This window comes from Acidovorax sp. GW821-FHT11A03 (genome assembly GCF_058809075.1).
Window position 1 is genome coordinate 46,399 of record NZ_JBXASG010000001.1, and the last position, 17,153, is coordinate 63,551.

At 69.2% G+C, this 17,153-nt stretch carries 14 protein-coding genes; 5 read left to right on the top strand and 9 right to left on the bottom strand.

Going from position 1 to position 17,153, the window contains the following annotated elements:
* Positions 1 to 67 precede the first annotated feature (67 nt).
* Positions 68 to 436, bottom strand: coding sequence for a hypothetical protein (locus AC1RVY_RS00220; protein WP_369642735.1), 369 nt, complete (start codon positions 434 to 436; stop codon positions 68 to 70).
* A 347-nt stretch (positions 437 to 783) separates the two neighbouring features.
* Between AC1RVY_RS00220 and AC1RVY_RS00225 the strand changes: the two genes are divergently transcribed.
* The 3 genes from AC1RVY_RS00225 (at position 784) to AC1RVY_RS00235 (ending at position 5,451) form a co-directional block, all read left to right on the top strand.
* Entirely contained in the window at positions 784 to 1,713 is a 930-nt protein-coding gene (locus AC1RVY_RS00225; protein WP_218294584.1) for an adenylate/guanylate cyclase domain-containing protein, read from the top strand.
* A 118-nt stretch (positions 1,714 to 1,831) separates the two neighbouring features.
* Entirely contained in the window at positions 1,832 to 4,414 is a 2,583-nt protein-coding gene (locus AC1RVY_RS00230; RefSeq protein WP_492804768.1) for a penicillin acylase family protein, read from the top strand.
* Between the two features lie 23 nt (positions 4,415 to 4,437).
* A complete protein-coding gene (locus tag AC1RVY_RS00235) occupies positions 4,438 to 5,451 on the top strand; it encodes an asparaginase (protein WP_492804769.1) in 1,014 nt (337 codons plus the stop codon).
* A 76-nt stretch (positions 5,452 to 5,527) separates the two neighbouring features.
* Here AC1RVY_RS00235 and AC1RVY_RS00240 read toward each other — a convergent pair whose 3' ends face one another.
* Positions 5,528 to 6,169, bottom strand: a complete 642-nt coding sequence (locus AC1RVY_RS00240; protein ID WP_218340981.1) for a hypothetical protein — start codon at positions 6,167 to 6,169, stop codon at positions 5,528 to 5,530.
* Between the two features lie 228 nt (positions 6,170 to 6,397).
* On the opposite strand from AC1RVY_RS00240, the gene AC1RVY_RS00245 reads away from it, so the two are divergent.
* On the top strand, positions 6,398 to 7,129 hold the full coding sequence (locus AC1RVY_RS00245; protein WP_492804771.1) for a hypothetical protein: 732 nt from the start codon (positions 6,398 to 6,400) through the stop codon (positions 7,127 to 7,129).
* A gap of 239 nt (positions 7,130 to 7,368) precedes the next feature.
* Here AC1RVY_RS00245 and AC1RVY_RS00250 read toward each other — a convergent pair whose 3' ends face one another.
* From AC1RVY_RS00250 to AC1RVY_RS00270, 5 genes are all read right to left on the bottom strand, one after another.
* On the bottom strand, positions 7,369 to 8,643 hold the full coding sequence (locus tag AC1RVY_RS00250) for an acyl-CoA dehydrogenase family protein (RefSeq protein WP_218294589.1): 1,275 nt from the start codon (positions 8,641 to 8,643) through the stop codon (positions 7,369 to 7,371).
* A 33-nt stretch (positions 8,644 to 8,676) separates the two neighbouring features.
* Positions 8,677 to 9,762: a phosphotransferase gene (locus tag AC1RVY_RS00255; protein WP_492804774.1), complete on the bottom strand. Its 1,086-nt coding sequence runs from the start codon at positions 9,760 to 9,762 to the stop codon at positions 8,677 to 8,679.
* A gap of 23 nt (positions 9,763 to 9,785) precedes the next feature.
* Positions 9,786 to 10,505 (bottom strand): Crp/Fnr family transcriptional regulator, encoded by a 720-nt coding sequence (locus AC1RVY_RS00260; RefSeq protein ID WP_218294591.1) that lies wholly within the window; start codon positions 10,503 to 10,505, stop codon positions 9,786 to 9,788.
* 193 nt (positions 10,506 to 10,698) lie between these two features.
* On the bottom strand, positions 10,699 to 11,478 hold the full coding sequence (locus AC1RVY_RS00265) for an oxepin-CoA hydrolase, alternative type (protein WP_218340984.1): 780 nt from the start codon (positions 11,476 to 11,478) through the stop codon (positions 10,699 to 10,701).
* Between the two features lie 132 nt (positions 11,479 to 11,610).
* A complete protein-coding gene (locus AC1RVY_RS00270) occupies positions 11,611 to 13,131 on the bottom strand; it encodes a 3-hydroxyacyl-CoA dehydrogenase (protein WP_492804776.1) in 1,521 nt (506 codons plus the stop codon).
* 72 nt (positions 13,132 to 13,203) lie between these two features.
* Here AC1RVY_RS00270 and AC1RVY_RS00275 point away from each other — a divergent pair, with 72 nt between their 5' ends.
* On the top strand, positions 13,204 to 15,405 hold the full coding sequence (locus AC1RVY_RS00275) for a hypothetical protein (protein ID WP_492804778.1): 2,202 nt from the start codon (positions 13,204 to 13,206) through the stop codon (positions 15,403 to 15,405).
* A gap of 39 nt (positions 15,406 to 15,444) precedes the next feature.
* Here AC1RVY_RS00275 and thiE read toward each other — a convergent pair whose 3' ends face one another.
* Both thiE and AC1RVY_RS00285 read right to left on the bottom strand, forming a co-directional pair.
* Positions 15,445 to 16,347, bottom strand: a complete 903-nt coding sequence (gene thiE / locus AC1RVY_RS00280) for a thiamine phosphate synthase (protein WP_492805357.1) — start codon at positions 16,345 to 16,347, stop codon at positions 15,445 to 15,447.
* Complete coding sequence (locus AC1RVY_RS00285) at positions 16,340 to 17,152, bottom strand: thiazole synthase (protein WP_492804779.1); 813 nt, start codon at positions 17,150 to 17,152, stop codon at positions 16,340 to 16,342. Before AC1RVY_RS00285 ends, thiE begins: the two co-directional genes overlap by 8 nt.
* Position 17,153 lies beyond the last annotated feature (1 nt).

Sequence of the window (17,153 nt, forward strand, 5' to 3'; positions counted from 1 at the left end):
GGGCTCAGGGGATGCCGGGCGGCATGGCATCCGCAGCGGCGGGTGTCCGCCTGGGCTGGGGCTCGGGTCAGGCGTTGCCGGGCGGGGGCTGGGCCGGGCGCAGTGCACGTGGCAACTGGCCCTGGAACAGGGGGGTGACCTGGTCGATCACGCCCCGCGCTCCGGTTTCGCCGCGCAAGGGCACGAGCGTGCTGAAGAGATCGGTGCGCAGGTACCACAACGCTTCGATGTCGCCGGCGTAGCGCAGGCGCATGTTCATGCGCGCCACCTCGCAACCGCTCATGCCCGCCAGGCTTTGCAGCATGGCCCGGCGTACCTCCTCCAGCCCGTGGTCGCGCACCCAGGCCGTCGATGACGGCTTGTCACGGCCCAGAAGGTCGTGAAGGTTGTTGCGGAGATTGGGCTTGTTCCAGCGCATGGAGGGAGGCGGACGCATTTTTTGTAACAGGGTCGGCCAAATTAAGCGGGAGCGAGGCGCCACGCAAGGGGCGCGCTACTGTTTTTGCGTAAAGACAACAGACGCACCTTGTTTGTTGCGAACTTTTACGTGTTTGTTGATTTTTTTGGGATGGGCGGCAAATCGCGGGTGGCAACCGCCGCCATGTACCGCCCGGCCCACGAAATTCACTTTGCCTGGGGCACCTCCGCGGCGCCGTCAGGTCCCGGGTGGCGCCATCGGACGCCTGGCGGCGCCGGGCAACGATTCTTGACGCTTTCATGGGTGCGCCGCCAGGGCGCTTGCACTAAACTGATTCACATGATGTTACCAATAGGCCGGTGTCCATGAGCGTGCTGTCGACGATGGTCTTTGCGGACATCTCGGGCAGCACCGCCTTGTATGAAGCGCTGGGTAATGAGCGCGCCACCGAGGCGGTGACCCAGGTCACGCAATGGATCAGCGACACCATCCAGACGCACGGGGGGCGGGTGGTCAAGAAGCTGGGCGACGGGGTGCTGGGCGTTTTTGGCGATGCCGCCAGCGCCGTATCCGCCATGGCGGCCATGCTGCGCGAGCACAAGGCCCGCCAGGAGCGCTGGCCCCAGCCCTTGCGCATGGAGGTGCGCGTTGGCGTGGCCAGCGGCGAAGTGGTGGACGTGGATGGCGACTGCTATGGCGATGCCGTCAACGTTGCCTCCCGGCTGTGCGAGCGGGCCGGCCCGGCCGAGATCTGGGCCACCGAGACCACCGTGCTGCTGGCGGGGGCCGCGCCGGATGTCTGGTACCGCAAGCTGGGCATGATGGACATTCGCGGCAAGGCCGAGCTGCTGATGCTCTACCACGTGGAGTGGCGCGAGGACGAGGCGCCCGACTCCCTCACCATGCAGGCTTCCCTTGTCAGCAACTTTGCGCCGGCAGACTCGATCCTGGGGCATATCCAGTTCTCGTGGCACGGCGTGGACCGCACCTTCACCTCGTCCGACGCCCCCGTCCTGGTGGGGCGGGCGCTGCACGCCCAGCTGTGCGTCGACGATCCGCGCGTCTCGCGCCTGCATGCGCGCATCGACTGGCGCAACAGCGGCTTCGTCCTGACGGACATGAGCAGCTTTGGAACCTGGGTGCGGTTCGAGGGCAGCGATTCGCCCGTGCGGCTGCGGCGCGATGCCTGCATCCTGCATGGCACCGGGCACATCGCGCTGGGCGTTTCCTTCACGGAGCCCAGTGCGCCGACCATGAGCTTCCACGTGGCCGGAGGCAGCGTGCGCCTGCGCTGACGGGCTGCGCGAGGGACTTCCGCCATGGGGCTGCCCGGGCGCCGGGCACCTCCTTCGGGCCGGTCGCGGCCCGGGCGATACGGACACACGACACACCCAACAACAGGAGACAACAAAGATGGCATGGATGAAGCGGACGGCCCTGGGGCTGGTGGCGGCGGCGCTGCTGGCAGGCGCGGGCGCGGCGGTGTATGTGCAGCGGAGCTTTGCGAAACTCGACGGCGAACTGGGCGTGGCGGGGCTGGGCAGCGCGGTACAGGTGCGGCGCGATGGGGCCGACGTGGCCCACATCCAGGCGCGCACGCCGCAGGACGCCTGGTTCGCGATGGGGTATGTGCACGCGCAGGAGCGCACCTGGCAACTGGAGTTCAACCGCCGGGTCATGCATGGCCAGCTGTCGGAGGTCTTCGGCCCCGCGACGCTCGAAACCGACAAGCTGATGCGCGCTCTGGACATCATGGGCGCGGCCCGGCGCCAGTACGCAGGCCTGCCGCCCTATGCCAAGGAGGCCTTGCAAGCCTACAGCAAGGGCATCCACGCGTTCCACCTGAAACGGCCCCAGGCCCTGCCCCCCGAATTCCATGTGCTCGGCGTCCAGCCCGGCGGCGCGGCGGGCGCGGTGTGGGAGCCCGAGGACAGCGTGGGCTGGGCGCTGATGATGGCGCTGGACCTGGGCGGCAACTGGGGAACGGAATTCGCGCGCCTGTCGGTCGCGCGGACGCTGGACACCGACCGCCTGTGGCAATTGATGCCACCCTATCCGGGCGAGAAGCCGGCCGCATCGGCCGACCTCGCCGCGCTGTACCGGCAGCTTGGGGTGTACCGCGCGGCTGGCGCGGGCTCCACGGCGGCCGGGCCGGGCGGTGCCGACGGGCTGGCGGCGGCCAGCAGGGCAGCCCGCCGCAAGGACGAAGGCCTGCTGTCGCGGCAGATCAGCGCCGGCATGCTGGCCTGGGCCGATGAATTGACGCGCAACGCGGGCACCAATGAAGGCAAGGGCAGCAACAACTGGGTGCTGGCGGGAACCCGCACCGTCAGCGGCAAGCCGCTGCTGGCCAACGACCCGCACCTGGGGCTGTCGGCCCCGGCCATCTGGTACTTCGCCGGCATGCAGGCGCCCGCCGGCACCGCGTCGGACGGCACGCCCATCGCCGCCATCGATGCCGTGGGGGCCACCTTGCCCGGCCTGCCATTCGTGGTGCTGGGGCGCACCGACCGCGTGGCCTGGGGCTTCACCAACACGGGGCCGGACGTGCAGGACCTGTACCTGGAGCAGATCAACCCGGCCGATGCGGCGCAGTACCGCACGCCAGAAGGCTGGGCGCCCTTCACGGTGCGCAGCGAAACCATCCGCGTCAAGGGCGGGGCCGACGTGCAGCTGGCGCTGCGCAGCACCCGCCATGGGCCGGTGCTGAGCGACGTGCAGAAGTCGCACGCCGAGGTGCTGGACCTGGGCAAGTACGTGCTCGCGCTGCGCTGGAGCGCGCTGGACGCTGACAACCAGACCGTGCTGGCGGGCTTGAAGACCAACCAGGCCAAGAGCGTGGACGAACTCTTCGAGGGGCTGGCGCACTACCACTCGCCCATGCAGAGCGTGGTGGCCGCCGACGACCAGGGCCACATCCGCTTCAAGGCGGCGGGGCGCGTGCCGCTGCGCGATGCCGCCAACGACATCCGCGGCGTGGCCCCGTCCCCCGGCTGGGATGCGCGCTACGACTGGAAGGGCTGGCTGCCCTACGAACAAACCCCGCAGGACGATGGCAAAGGCAGCGCAGATGGCGCCCAAGGCGCCAGGGGCTGGATCGCCACGGCCAACCAGCGCGTGACGGCGCCGGACTACCCGCACTTCCTCACGCAGGACTGGGCCTTGCCCTACCGCTACGAGCGCATCGCGCAGCTCATCGAGGCCACCGAAAAACACGACGCGGCCAGCATGCAGGCCATCCACCGCGATGTGACCTCGCTGGCCACGCGCCGCCTGCTGCCCCACCTGCAACAGGCGCAGTCCGCACACGCGCTGGCGGCCGCCGCCCAGAAAGAGCTGCAAGGCTTTGACGGCGTGATGGACGCGGGCAAGGCCGCGCCGCTGATCTTCGTGGCCTGGACGGACGAACTCGCGCGCGGCCTCATCATTCCACGCATCGGTGAAGACCGCTTCACCGCGACCTATGGCAAGCGCGACTACCGCGCGGCGCTCGAAGGCATCCTGGAGCGCAACGACACCTGGTGGTGCCAGCCCGCATCGTGTGCCGGGCAATCTGCCGCTGCCCTGGGCCGCGCGCTCGACCGCCTGCAGGCAGCCTATGGGGCGGACCCGGCCCGGTGGCGCTGGGGCACGGCGCACCCCGCGCTCAGCGTGCACCGGCCCTTTGGCAACGTGCCCGCGCTGGCGCGTTTCTTCGATGTGAGCGTGCCTTCGCATGGCGATGCGTACACCGTGAACGTGGGGCAGTACAACGCGGGCGAGGCCACGGGCCCGTATGTGAACCGCCATGCGGCCTCGCTGCGCGCGGTGTATGACCTGGCCGACCTGGAGCAGTCGCGCTTCATCTACCAGACGGGCCAGAGCGGCCTCGTGTTCTCGCCGCGCTACCGCGACATGAGCACCACGTGGGCCGAGACCGGCTACCGCGCGCTGCAGCGCCAGCCCGCGCGCTGGGTGCACGCGCTGACGCTGACCCCCGCAACCCCCGCGCAGTGACGCGCGCCGCGAGGAGCCACGCCATGGGTTTTGTTCCGTTGATCGAAGTCACCCGGGGCGGCCTGGCCGAGTGCCAGCACTGGGGCGCCGTGGCCGTGGCCCACCGCGAAGGCCGGGTGCTGGCGCAGGTGGGCGACCCGTACACGGTCACCTTCACGCGCTCCACCATCAAGGCATTCCAGGCGCTGCCCTTCATGCAGGCGGGTGGCGCACGGGCGCTTGGCTGGGGGCCGGGCGAACTGGCGCTGCTGTGCGCCAGCCACAACGGCGAACCCATGCATGTGGAGCAGGTGGACCGCATGCTGGGCAGCGTGGACCAGGACTACCGCGCGTTGCGCTGCGGCTGCCACCGGCCTCTGTTTGCCGAGCTGGGGCTCGGTTCGTTGCCCGAAGGTTTTGTGCCCGACGAGCGCCACAACAACTGCAGCGGCAAACACGCCGGTTTTGTCGCGCACTGCGTGCGACAGGGGTTGCCGCTGGACGGCCACCTGGACCCGGCCCATCCGCTGCAGGTGGCGATCCGGGAGCATGTCGCGAAGGCAGTGGGGCTCGCACCCCATCAGCTGGCCATGGGCATCGACGGCTGCTCCGCCCCCAACTACGCCATGCCCCTGGCACACCTGGCGCGGGGTTATGCGCGGCTGGCGGGCGGCGCGCCGGATACCGACCTGCACGAGAGCCTGACCGCGCTGGCCGATGCCATGGTCGCGCGGCCCGAGCTGGGCTCGGGCACCGGACGGCACGACCTGGACTTCATGCGCGCAGGGCAGGGCGACTGGGTGTCCAAGACCGGGGCCGACGGCGTGCAGGTGGTGGGCAGCCGCAGCCGGGGCGAAGCCTTCGCGCTCAAGGTCATGGACGGCAACATGGTGGCGCAGGTGGCGGCGGCGGTGGAGGTGATGGACCAGCTCGGCTGGCTCGACACCCGCCAGCGCGAAGCGCTGGCCCCGCGCCGGTCCGCGCGCATCGCCAACGCCAAGGGGCTGCAGGTGGGCGAGCGGAAGGCGGTGTTCAGGCTGGAGCCGGCCGGCGGCTGAAGACCGGGCACGGGGCAAAGCCGGGCCCCGCGCGGCGCCTGTTCAACGGAATTTGATAAAAAATGCCTCCAGCGCACTACTGGTAAGCGCTGGCGGCTACAAAAATAGTAGCAAACGGCTCCGTATCCGGCAGCACATAGATCACGCCGCGCGACTGGCCGAAAAGCGGCGCGATGAACTGGTTGTAGAACGCCTCGGGCGCATTCACGCAGCCGTAGCTGATGCGCTTGTCCTGCGCGCCCTGGCTGGCCAGGCGCTGGTGGCGGCGCTCGGCGGCGCTCACGCTGCGCACCCGGTGCAGCGACACGGCGGCGTCGTAGTCGATCCAGACGATGTCGTCGCCCTTGAGGTTGCGCCCGGGCTCGGTGACGAAGCGGCCCGCGGGCGTGGTGCGCTCTTCGGGGCGGATCTGCGACAGCGGCCGCTGGCCGATGTCGGGGGCGGACCGGTCGCCCAGCGCCGCACCCAGCAGCACTGGCGCGCTGCCCAGCCATTGCCCCCGGGCCGAGAACACATGGATGCGGGCGGCGGGCTTGTCGATCACGGCAAAAGGCAGGCCCTGGTGGTCGGCGGTGTCGGTGGCCCAGCGCACCAACCGGCGCGCCGTGGGCGAGGCATCCTTGGGCAATTCCGCAGCGCCGACGGGCAGGGTGGCCAGCACACAAGAAGCAGCCAGGGCGGTCAGCGCGAACCGGCGGTTCGCAGTCACAAAAAACATGTCTTCATCCAAAAAAGCGTGCTCATACGCACCGCCGCCGACACTGGCGCGCTGGAGGCCCGTGCACCCGTGGATCTGGCTTCGCCAGTCCACCGGGTGCGTCCCCGTCGGGGGAAGGCGCCATCGGGCGGCTCAGGGTGCTTCCGCCAGGGGGCTTCCTTCCCCCGCCAATGCCCTCAATAATGCCTGCACCCGCGACTCTTGCGAAGCTCCTGCTTCGTCCCTGCAATGTTCGACCGCCTCCGCAAAGCATTCAGCGCATCCGGCAGTTCCGCGTCCACCCCGGGCCGGCCGGTGACCAACCGCGACGTATCCCGCTGGGCGGCCGGCCAGCGGCTGGCGATCGTGGCGCATGCGACCGACGGGCATTTCGACCTGGGCGGCGATATCCACGGCCACCCCTGGCGGCTGGAATGCGGCGCGCCCACGCGCGACTATGTGCAGGGCCTGGAGCTGCGCGGCCGCGCCGACGTGGGCGCCGACCCGGATGCCGCGGTGATGGTGATCAACCGGCCCTTGCAGGAGGTGCTGGAGGGCACCGCCTACGACGCCATCACGGACACATTGCAGACCGCCGTGAGCAGCAGCCTGCCCGAGGAAATGCGCTGGCTTTCGATGTACGAGGAAATGTCCTGGCCCGGCCTGCCCGCGTCGTTCCGCGAGCATTTCACCGTGGTGTCCGAGCGCATCGAGCTGGCCCAGCGCTGGATCCATGCGCCCGTGGTCTCGCAGCTGCTCAACGCGGTGGAAGGCGAGGGCGGCGCCGAGCGGGCGAAATCGCCGCTGGTGCTGATGCTGGCGCGGGGCCGCGTCTATCTGCGCATGGAACACACGCAGCGCAGCCTGGCCGAGATCGCGCATGCCAAGCAGCTGCTGCTGGTGGCGGGGCAGGCCGCGCTGCAGAACCTGCCGCCCATGTCGGTGGCAGGGCCGGACGACGAGCCGGGCATTGCCGGGTAGCGTTGCAAGCGCCCGCCAAACGAAAACGGGGCCAGTGGCCCCGTTGTTCATGGTGCGGCATGAACCCCCCCCGCAAAACTGGCGCGCTCCAGGCGAGTGCACCGTGGAGCTGGTGTCGCCAGGCCACCGGGTGTGTCCCCCTCCCGCGTGCTACGCGAGCGAGGGGCTGAGTGCCGCGGCTCCCCGCATGCCTGCGCACGCTGGGACGGCAGCAAAGAGCGGTCGCCTCTGGCGGAGCTTCATCCTCCGCGCGTGATGGGCACGCCCGCGTCGCGGCCGTAGGTGCCGTACTTGCCCAGCTCCCACTTGGCGATCGCGTTGCGGTGCACCTCGTCGGGGCCGTCGGCAAAGCGCAGCGTGCGCGCATTGGCATAGGCATAGGCCAGCGGGAAGTCATCGCACATGCCGCCACCGCCATGCACCTGCATGGCCCAGTCGATCACCTGGCAGGCCATGCTGGGCGCCACCACCTTGATCATCGCGATCTCGGTCTTGGCGACCTTGTTGCCGGCCACGTCCATGAGCCAGGCGGCCTTGAGCGTGAGCAGGCGCGCCATGTCGATCTTGCAGCGGGCCTCGGCGATGCGCTCCTGCGTCACGGTCTGCTGGGCCACGGTCTTGCCGAAGGCCGTGCGCGACGAGGCGCGCTTGCACATCAGCTCCAGCGCACGCTCGGCCAGCCCGATGAGGCGCATGCAGTGGTGGATGCGCCCGGGGCCCAGGCGGCCCTGGGCGATCTCGAAGCCACGGCCCTCGCCCAGCAGGATGTTGGAGACGGGCACACGCACGTTCTCGAAGGTCATCTCGACGTGGCCATGGGGCGCGTCGTCGTAGCCAAACACATTGAGCGGGCGAATGACGGTGATGCCCTTGGCGTCAGCCGGCACGAGCACCATGCTCTGCTGCGAATGGCGAGGGGCATCGGGGTCGGTCTTGCCCATGGTGACGAACACCGCGCAGCGTGGATCGGCTGCGCCGGAGATCCACCACTTGCGGCCGTTGATGACGTATTCGTCGCCCTGGCGCTCGATGCGCGTTTCGATGTTGGTGGCGTCGCTGGATGCCACGGCCGGCTCGGTCATGGCAAAGGCCGAGCGGATCTTGCCCTCGAGCAGCGGCTTGAGCCAGCGGGCCTTGTTGGCGTCGTCGCCGTAGCGCGCAATGGTCTCCATGTTGCCGGTGTCGGGCGCCGAGCAGTTGAACACCTCGCTGGCCCATGGCACGCGGCCCATGATCTCGGCCAGCGGGGCGTATTCCTGGTTGGTCAGGCCCGCGCCGTCGTATCCGGAGGCCGCCGCGCTGTCCACCGGCAGGAACAGGTTCCACAGGCCTGCCGCCTGGGCCTTGGGCTTGAGGTCCTCGATGGTCTTGAGCGCGCTCCAGCGCTTGCCCGCCGCCGTGTTGGCCGCCAGCTCGGCGGAGTAGGTGGCTTCGTTCGGATAGACGTGGTCATCCATGAACTGGAGCAGCCTGGCCTGCAGTTCCTTGGTTTTGGGCGAGTAGTCAAAGTCCATGGGTTTCTTCTCCGTTGGTAATCGTGGGGCGCCTCATCCCCGCTGCGCGAACGACCAGGCCAGCTCGGCCATCGGCCGTGCCGTGTCGCCCGAGGCCTTGGCCTGCGCGCTGGAGGCGGTGCCCGCCTCCACCCGCTTGGCGATGCCCTGCAGGATGGCGGCGATGCGGAACATGTTGTAGGCGAGGTAGAAGTTCCAGTCGGCGCGCAGCGCCTCGGGCGTGGCGATGCCGGTGCGCTCGCAGTAGCGGCGGATGTAGCTGTCTTCGCCGGGGATGCCCAGGGCCGCGAGGTCCTGCCCGGCAATGCCCCGGCCCATGGCGGCGGGGATGTGCCAGCTCATGCAGTGGTAGCTGAAGTCGGCCAGCGGGTGGCCCAGGGTGGACAGCTCCCAGTCGAGCACGGCGATCACGCGGGGCTCGGTGGGGTGGAACATGAGGTTGTCCAGCCGGTAGTCGCCGTGCACGATGGACACGTGGCCTTCATCGCGTGCGCTCGCCGGCATGTGGGCGGGCAGCCATTCCATGAGCTTGTCCATCTCGGGAATGGGCTGGGTGATGGAGGCCACGTACTGCTTGCTCCAGCGGCCGATCTGGCGGTCGAAATAGTTGCCCGGCTTGCCATAGCCGGCCAGGCCCCGGTCGGCGAACTTCACGGTGTGCAGCGCAGAGATCACGCGGTTCATCTCGTCGTAGATGGCGCCGCGCTCGGCGGGCGACATGCCGGGCAGCGACTGGTCCCACAGCACGCGGCCCTGCATGCACTCCATCACGTAGAAGGCGCGGCCGATGACCGACTCGTCCTCGCACAGCACGTGCATGCGGGGCACGGGCACGTCGGTGCCATGCAGGCCGCTCATCACCGCGAATTCGCGCTCGATGGCGTGGGCCGATGGCAGCAGCCTGGCCACGGGGCCGGGCTTGGAGCGCATCACGTAGTGGGCGCTGGGGGTGATGAGCTTGTAGGTGGGGTTGGACTGCCCGCCCTTGAACATCTCCACCGTCAGGGGGCCGGCAAAGCCTTCCATGTTCTGCGTGAGCCAGGCTGTCAGCGCGCCGATGTCGAACGCGTGCTGGTCGGAGACGGGACGGGTGCCAACGAAATGGTCAAAGTTGCTCATGGACGGGGCGAGGGTTCGGTCAGTCAGTTGTCGGTTTCAGCAATGCGCATGAGGGCGTCGCGATCGCGCACCACCAGGCCGCCCGGCTCGATGCGGATGGCGTCCTCGCGCTCCATGGCCTTGAGCTCCTGGTTCACCCGCTGGCGCGATGCGCCCAGCAGCTGCGCCAGTTCTTCCTGCGCCAGCTGCAGGCCGATGCGCATCTCGCTGCCGTCCGACAGGCTGGGAATGCCGTAGCTGCGCACCAGGTGCACGAGCTGCTTGGCCAGCCGCGCGCGCAGCGGCAGGGTGTTGAGGTCTTCCACCAGGCCGTAGAGCTGGCGGATGCGCCGCGCATGCAGGCGCAGCATGGCTTCGTAGAACTCGGTATGCGCCGCGAGGATCTTGCGGAAGTCGGCCTTGGCCACGCACAGGATCGTGGTGTCGCCGTGCGCATAGGCATCGTGCGTGCGCCGGTCCCCGTCGAAGATCGCCACGTCGCCGAACCAGATGCCCGGCTCCACATAGGTCAGCGTGATCTGCTTGCCCGAGATGGAGGTGGAGCTCACCCGCACCGCGCCGCGCGCGCACGCAATCCACTCCTCGGGCGGGTCGCCGCGCGCGGCGATGAGGCCGCCGTCCTTGAAGCGTTTGACGTATGCACATCGCAGGATGTCGTGGCGTAGTGAAGGTGAGAGGGAAGAAAACCAGCGACCTGAGTTGATCGCTTCACGTTCTTCGATAGTAAGAATCGGGTCGTCCATGGTCTGTCTTTTGTGTGACTGGAAACAGGCCCATTGTCGCGTCAGGGACCTTCGCGCAGCGTCAGGGTTGTCACCTGCGTGTCTGCAGCAGGCCCGCCATGCAAAAGCCCCTGGGTGCTTGGCGGCATCCCAGGGGCTTCATCGTGGATGGTGGTGGCCGTCGGCGTGCGGTCACCGCCGGCAGCGTGCGGGGCTATTCGTAGCGGGGCACACGCTTTTCAAGGAACGCGGTGATGCCCACGCCGCCGTTGGCATGGTGCAGGTTGGTCACGAAATGATTGCGCTCCTGGCCCAGGTGGTGGGTGAGGCTTGCATGGGGTGCTTCATTGATCAGCTCCTTGATGCTGGCCAGCGCATTCGGCGCACGCGCATTGAGCTGCTCGGCCAGGGCGAGCGCGGCATCGAGTGCGCCCCCAGTTTCGGCAAGGCGGTTGACCACGCCCAGCGCGTGCAGGCGCTCGGCGCCAATCCGGTCGCCACACATCAGGATCTCCGTGGCCACCTGGCGGGGCAGGGCATGCACCAGGCTCCAGCTCGCGCCGCCGTCCGGAGACAGGGCCACGTTGCTGTAGGCCATCACGAACACGGCATTGCGCGCGGACACGATGAAGTCGCAGGCCAGCGCCAGCGAGAAGCCGGCACCGGCGGCGGCCCCCTCCACCGCGGCGATCACGGGCTTGGGATAGGTGCGGATGGTCTCGATCCAGTTGTGCAGCCCCTCGATGCTCTGGGCCTGCACCTCCGGGTCCTGCTGGCGGTTGGCCAGCAGGCGCTGCAGGTTGCCTCCCGAACAGAACATGCCGTCCGCGCCCGTGATGACCACGCTGCGGATGTCGGGGCTGCTTTCGGCCACGCCCAGCGCCTCCACGCCCGCCGCGTACATCGCAGGGTCGATGGCATTGCGCCGTTCGGGATTGCGAAGGGTCAGGATCAGGGTCTGGCCCTGGCTGGTGCTCTGGAGTTCTGCGGGCATGTGCGTGGGTTACCTTGTGAAGGGCTGCGGACGGTTCACGTGGGGGTGTGCAGTCGGTCTGGAAGCAGGGCCCGTGCGGTGCGCGCGGCCGGCGCCAGCGGCCGCCGCGCCCCGCAAGGAGTCTTCATTCATTCATTCCTCCACATGCGTGAGGCTCAGGCCGATCGCGCCGCGCCGGCGCAGCCAGGGGCTGGGGCGGTAGCGGGTGTCGCCATAGACGGTCTGCATGTTGAACAGCACTTCCAGGATGTTGGTGGGACCCCAGCGGTCGCCCATGGCCAAAGGCCCCAGCGGATAGCCCAGGCCCAGCGTGACGGCGGTTTCCAGGTCCTTGGGGGAGCAGATGCCTTGCTGGCAGATGTCGCTGGCGATGTTCACGATGGTGGCCACCACGCGCTGCGTGACGAAGCCGCCGCTGTCGCGGATCACGCTCACCGCCTTGCCGTCGCGGGCGAACAGCGCATGCGCCGCGTTGCGGATGTCCACGCGCGTGGCCGGGTTGGTCGCCAGCACGCGGCGCCTGGTGGCGGCATCGTCGATCAGCATGTCGATGCCGATGGTGCGGGCCGGGTCCAGGCGCTCGACCACGGCGACGGTGGTCACGTCAAAGCCCAGCGGCGCGACGAGCGTGATGGCCTGGGGCGAGGGCGATGGGCCGGTTTCGATGGTGGCGCCCAGGTCCTTCAGCAGCTGGTACAGCTCGGCGCGCCGTGCCGCGCGGGGCGACACCCATACCGGGGGAAGGTCGGTCACCACCGGGGGCGGTGCCTCTGCGGGGATTTGCGCCACGCCCTCCACGTAGCGGTAAAAACCTTCTCCCACCTTCTTGCCCACCACGCCGCCGGCCAGGCGCTGCGCGGTGATCACGCTGGGGCGAAAACGCGGCTCGTCGTAGTACTGGCGGTAGATGGATTCCATCACCGGGTGCGACACGTCCAGCGCGGTGAGGTCCATCAGCTCGAACGGGCCGAGCTTGAAACCCACCTGGTCGCGCAGGATGCGGTCGATGGTGGCGAAGTCGGCCACGCCTTCGCCCACGATGCGCAGGGCCTCCGTGCCGAAGCCGCGCCCCGCATGGTTCACGATGAAACCCGGGGTGTCCTGCGCCTGAACGGGGGTGTGGCCCATCTCTTTGGCATAGGCCGCCAGGGCGGTGCAAATCGCGGGGTCGGTCTTGAGGCCCGCGATGACCTCGACAACCTTCATCAACGGCACCGGATTGAAGAAGTGAAAACCCGCCAGCCGCTGCGGGCGCTGGAGCGCCGCCCCAATCGCGGTCACGGACAGGGACGAGGTGTTGGTGGCCAGCACGGCATCGCTGCGCACCACGGACTGCAGTTCGGCAAACAGCTTCTGCTTCACATCCAGCCGCTCGACGATGGCTTCGATCACCAGGTCACACGCGGCCAGATCGGCCACTGCCTGCACCGGGTGCAGCCGCGCAGCGAGGGCCGTGGCTTGATCGGCATCAATGCGCCCTTTGGCGACCAGCTTGCTCCATTGGTCTTGGAGCGCCGCCTGGGCGGCCTGGGCGGCGCCTGGGGTTGCGTCGAGCAGAAAAACCTGGCTGCCGGCCTGCGCGGCGATCTGTGCAATGCCCCGACCCATGGCGCCGGTGCCCACGATTGCGATGTTGGGAAACTGAATTTTCATAGCGCCATTATGGCTGTGGCGTTGCGTGGGACTTATGTGCAAGAATGGGCTGCGCCAAAAACAGAATTTATTGTGAAAATCCGTAACACCATTTTTGGGACCGGTCTGTGGGTGGTTGCTGCGGGCGCCTCGGCACTTTCGCTGGGAGGCAGCAGAGGCACGGTGGTGTTGGGTGCACCGGTGGATCTGTCGTTCGATGTGCAGCCCGATCCAGGCACGGACGTGGCCTCTTCCTGTGTGACGGCGCAGCTGAAGGCGGGGGATACGCCGGTTGGCGATGCCAGGGTGCGTGTCGTGCCCCTGCCCGACATGCGCGGACGTTCACCGGCCGTGCGGGTGCAGGCGGCCATCGCGGTGGATGAGCCTGTGTTGCTGGTCACCTTGTCGGCGGGATGCACGGGCAAGGTCACGCGCACCTACACTTTTCTTGCGGAACTTCCCGTCACGATGGCCCGGTCGGCGGCGCCGATCGATGTCGCGCGGCTGCCTTCTTTCCCCGAAGGTGGCGCGGAAGCCCCCGGTGCGTCCCCGGGCGCGGCGGGCCAGCGAGCGGCCAGGCCGGCAGCACCCGCGGCGGCACCTTCTGCACCATTGCCTTCCGCGATCCGGCCCGCCACGGCACCGCCTCCTGCCGGCGCGGCGGAGCCCGTTTCCCGCAGTGCGCCCGCACGGCAGCCAGCGCGCGGCACGGCACGGCCCCCGGCCAGCGCCGCGTTGCCCCCGGCCAAGGGCACGGCGCAGGTGGCAAGGCCGGCGGACCAGGCCCGGCTCGTGGTCGAGCCGCTCGATATCTGGGTGGACCGGCCGGTGGCATTGCGTTCATCGCCCGGGCTGCTGGCCCTTCCTTTGGAGCAAGCCTCCGCGCAGCGCACCGAGGCCGCTGTCGTGTGGAAGGCGCTGAATGCCCAGCCGGATGATGCCCGCCAGGACAGCGGCCGGCTCAAGGCGCTGGAGAACGATGTGGCCACGCTGCGTGCGCAGGCGGCCCGCGACCGGGCCAGCGCGGCGCAGTTGCAGCAGCAGCTGGAACTGGCCGAGAACGACAGATTCCCGGCCACGGTGGTGTATGTGCTGGGCGGCTTGCTGTTGCTGGCATTGCTGCTCGCGGCGTGGACATGGACGCGCTTGCGCAGCGCCTCCGACAAGGCGGTGCGCGCGTGGCGCGATTCCGTGGCGGCGCTGGGCGGGCGCGATGCGATGGCCGCGCACGAAGCCGCCCTGGGCCTTGCGCCCCATCCGGGCGATGCCTGGCTGTCGTCCGGCGAATCCCCGGCTTCCGAAGCGGCGGCAGTGGCTTCCACCGCAACTGTGGCGCCCGGGCCCGCCTTCGTGGCCACCGCCCCCGTGCCGAGTGCGCCCGCGCCGCTGCCGGCCAGCCCGCCCCCCGCTGCAGCACCGCCCCAGCCCGTGCTGCACATCGTCAGCCCCGAAGAGCTCTTCGACATTCAGCAGCAGGCCGAGTTCTTCATTTCGGTGGGGGAGCACCAGCAGGCCATCGAGGTGCTCAAGAAGCACATCGCCGAGCGGGGCGATACCTCGCCCCTGGCGTATCTGGAGCTTCTGCGGCTTTATCACACGCTGAGCCGGGTGGAGGAGTTCTCGCAACTGCGCGCCCAGTTCATGCGCTCGTTCAATGCGCAGGTGCCCGAATTTACCGGCTTCCACCGCACCGGCCGCATGCTCTATCACTACACCGATGCGCTGGCGGAGATCGAGGCCGAATGGACCTCTCCGTCCGTGCTCTGGCTGCTGGAGAAATTGCTGTTCCGGCAGGACGGCGCCGTGTCGGTGGAGCCGTTTGATCTGGCGGCCTACGACGACCTGCTGCTGCTGCTGGCCATCGCGCAGACCACCCCGGCAAGCGCCCGGGGCGCGCCGGCGCCCCGCAAGCGCACCACGCCACTGGCCGAGCCGCGTGTCGACGCGCAGGTGCTGGCAGCGCCGCCCGTGGCGCCGGCAAGCACAGCGGGGGGCGGCCTGCCGCTGGATTCGCTGTCCGCGAGCCTGGAGTTCGATCTGGGCGAAATGCCTTCGGCCACAGGATGGCCGCCGCAGGAACTGGCGGCCACCGCGCCTTCCATGCCCGACGCTGACACCCGGGGTGCGCCGCTGGACCTCGATCTCTCGGAGCCGCCCCACCTGACGCTCAGCGATTTGCCACCCGTGCCCGTGACCGCGCCACCGTCCTCGGGCCAGGCGGTGGGCTTCGGCATGGACAACGATCTGGTGGAGCTGCGGCTGGAGCTGGAGCAGAAGAAGGCCGACCGCAGCTAGGCCGCGGCGGCGCGCCCTCCGGCCCCCTCGGGCCTGGCCTTACTCCATCATCCCGCGCATGAGCTGCGCGGCCGCGGCTTCGGGGTCGGAGGCATTGACGATGGCCCGCACGACGGCGATGGACCCCACGCCCGTGGCGCGCACCTGGGCAAACTGCTCCGCCCCGATGCCGCCAATGGCCACCTGCGGGTAGTGGCGCAGCAGGCGCGCATAGGCACCCAGCCGGCCCACGCCCTGTGGCGCCGTGGCCATCTTCTTGAGGGTGGTGGGAAACACGGCACCCATGGCAATGTAGCTGGGCCCCACGGCATCTGCGCGCACCATTTCCGCGTAGCCATGGGTGCTGACCCCCAGGCGCAGGCCCGAAGCGCGCAGCGCCTGAAGCTCGTCGGGGGCCAGTGCATCCAGGTCTTCCTGGCCCAGGTGGATGCCGTAGGCGCCCGCCTGGATGGCCACGCGCCAATGGTCATTGATGAACAGCAGGGCGCCCGTGCCCTCGACCGCCTGCACGGCGGCGTGGACCTCCTGCGCAATCGCGTGCTCGTCGGCGGATTTGAAGCGCAGTTGCACCGTGGGCACGCCCGCGCGGGCCATGCGGCCCACCCAGCCGGCATCCGGCAGCACGGCGTACAGGCCCAGCCTTTCCGGGCAGGGGGCGAACGCATCGGCGCGCGGCCGGGGCACCAGGCCAAAGTCCTGTGGCTCGTCGGGCCACTGGGCTGGCTGGAAGGCGCCCGTGCGCAGGCTCTGCGCCAGCCAGGCCTGGGCCAGGCATTCCGCGTCGTGGGCAATGAAGCCCAGCGTGCTGCAGGCCTGCAGGGCTGCCAGGTAGGCGGGTTCCTGCCGCGTGGGCTCCGGGACAGGCTCGGCGCCAAAGCCCGCGAAGGTGGGGGCGTGGTGCGCAAGAAGGGCCTGCACCATGGCGCTGGTGTCGTCACGCATGTTGTTCATGGTGCCAGAAGGGGGTGCCGAGCACGGGTGTGCTGGGCTGGGCGGCCTCCTGCGCCGCCATGGCACCGGCCTTGCGCGCGGCACGCCCGGCATTCACGGCGTCGGCGAACGCGCCCGCCATGGCCACCGGGTCCTGCGCCAGGGCCACGGCGGTGTTCAGCAGCACGCCGTCATAGCCCCATTCCATCACCTGGCAGGCATGCGACGGCAGGCCTAGGCCCGCATCCACGAGCATGGGTACGTCGAGGCGCTCGCGCAGCATCTGCAGTGCATAGGGGTTCACGGGGCCACGCCCGGTGCCGATGGGCGCTGCCCAGGGCATGACGGCCTGGCAGCCCACATCGACGAGCCGCTGGCACAGCACCAGGTCTTCCGTGCAGTACGGCAGCACCTGAAAACCTTCCTTGATGAGGTGTTCCGCCACGCCTACCAGGTTCAGCGTGTCGGGCTGCAGCGTGTAGTCGTCGCCGATCAGCTCCAGCTTGATCCACGGTGTGTTGAACACCTCGCGCGCCATCTGCGCGGTGGTGATGGCCTCTTGCGCGCTGTGGCAGCCGGCGGTGTTGGGCAGCACGGGCACGTTGAGCTTGCGCAGCAGCTCCCAGAAGCTGCTGCCGCTTTCGGCCGGGTTGCTGCCCTGGCGGCGCAACGACGCAGTGACCATGGCGGGCTGCGCGCGCAGCACGGCGGCTTCGAGCACCGCAGGGGATGGGTAGCGCGAGGTGCCCAGCAGCAGGCGGCTGGCGAACTGTTGGCCGTACAGCACCAGGGGGTCTTGGGGCGTCGAGGTGGTCATG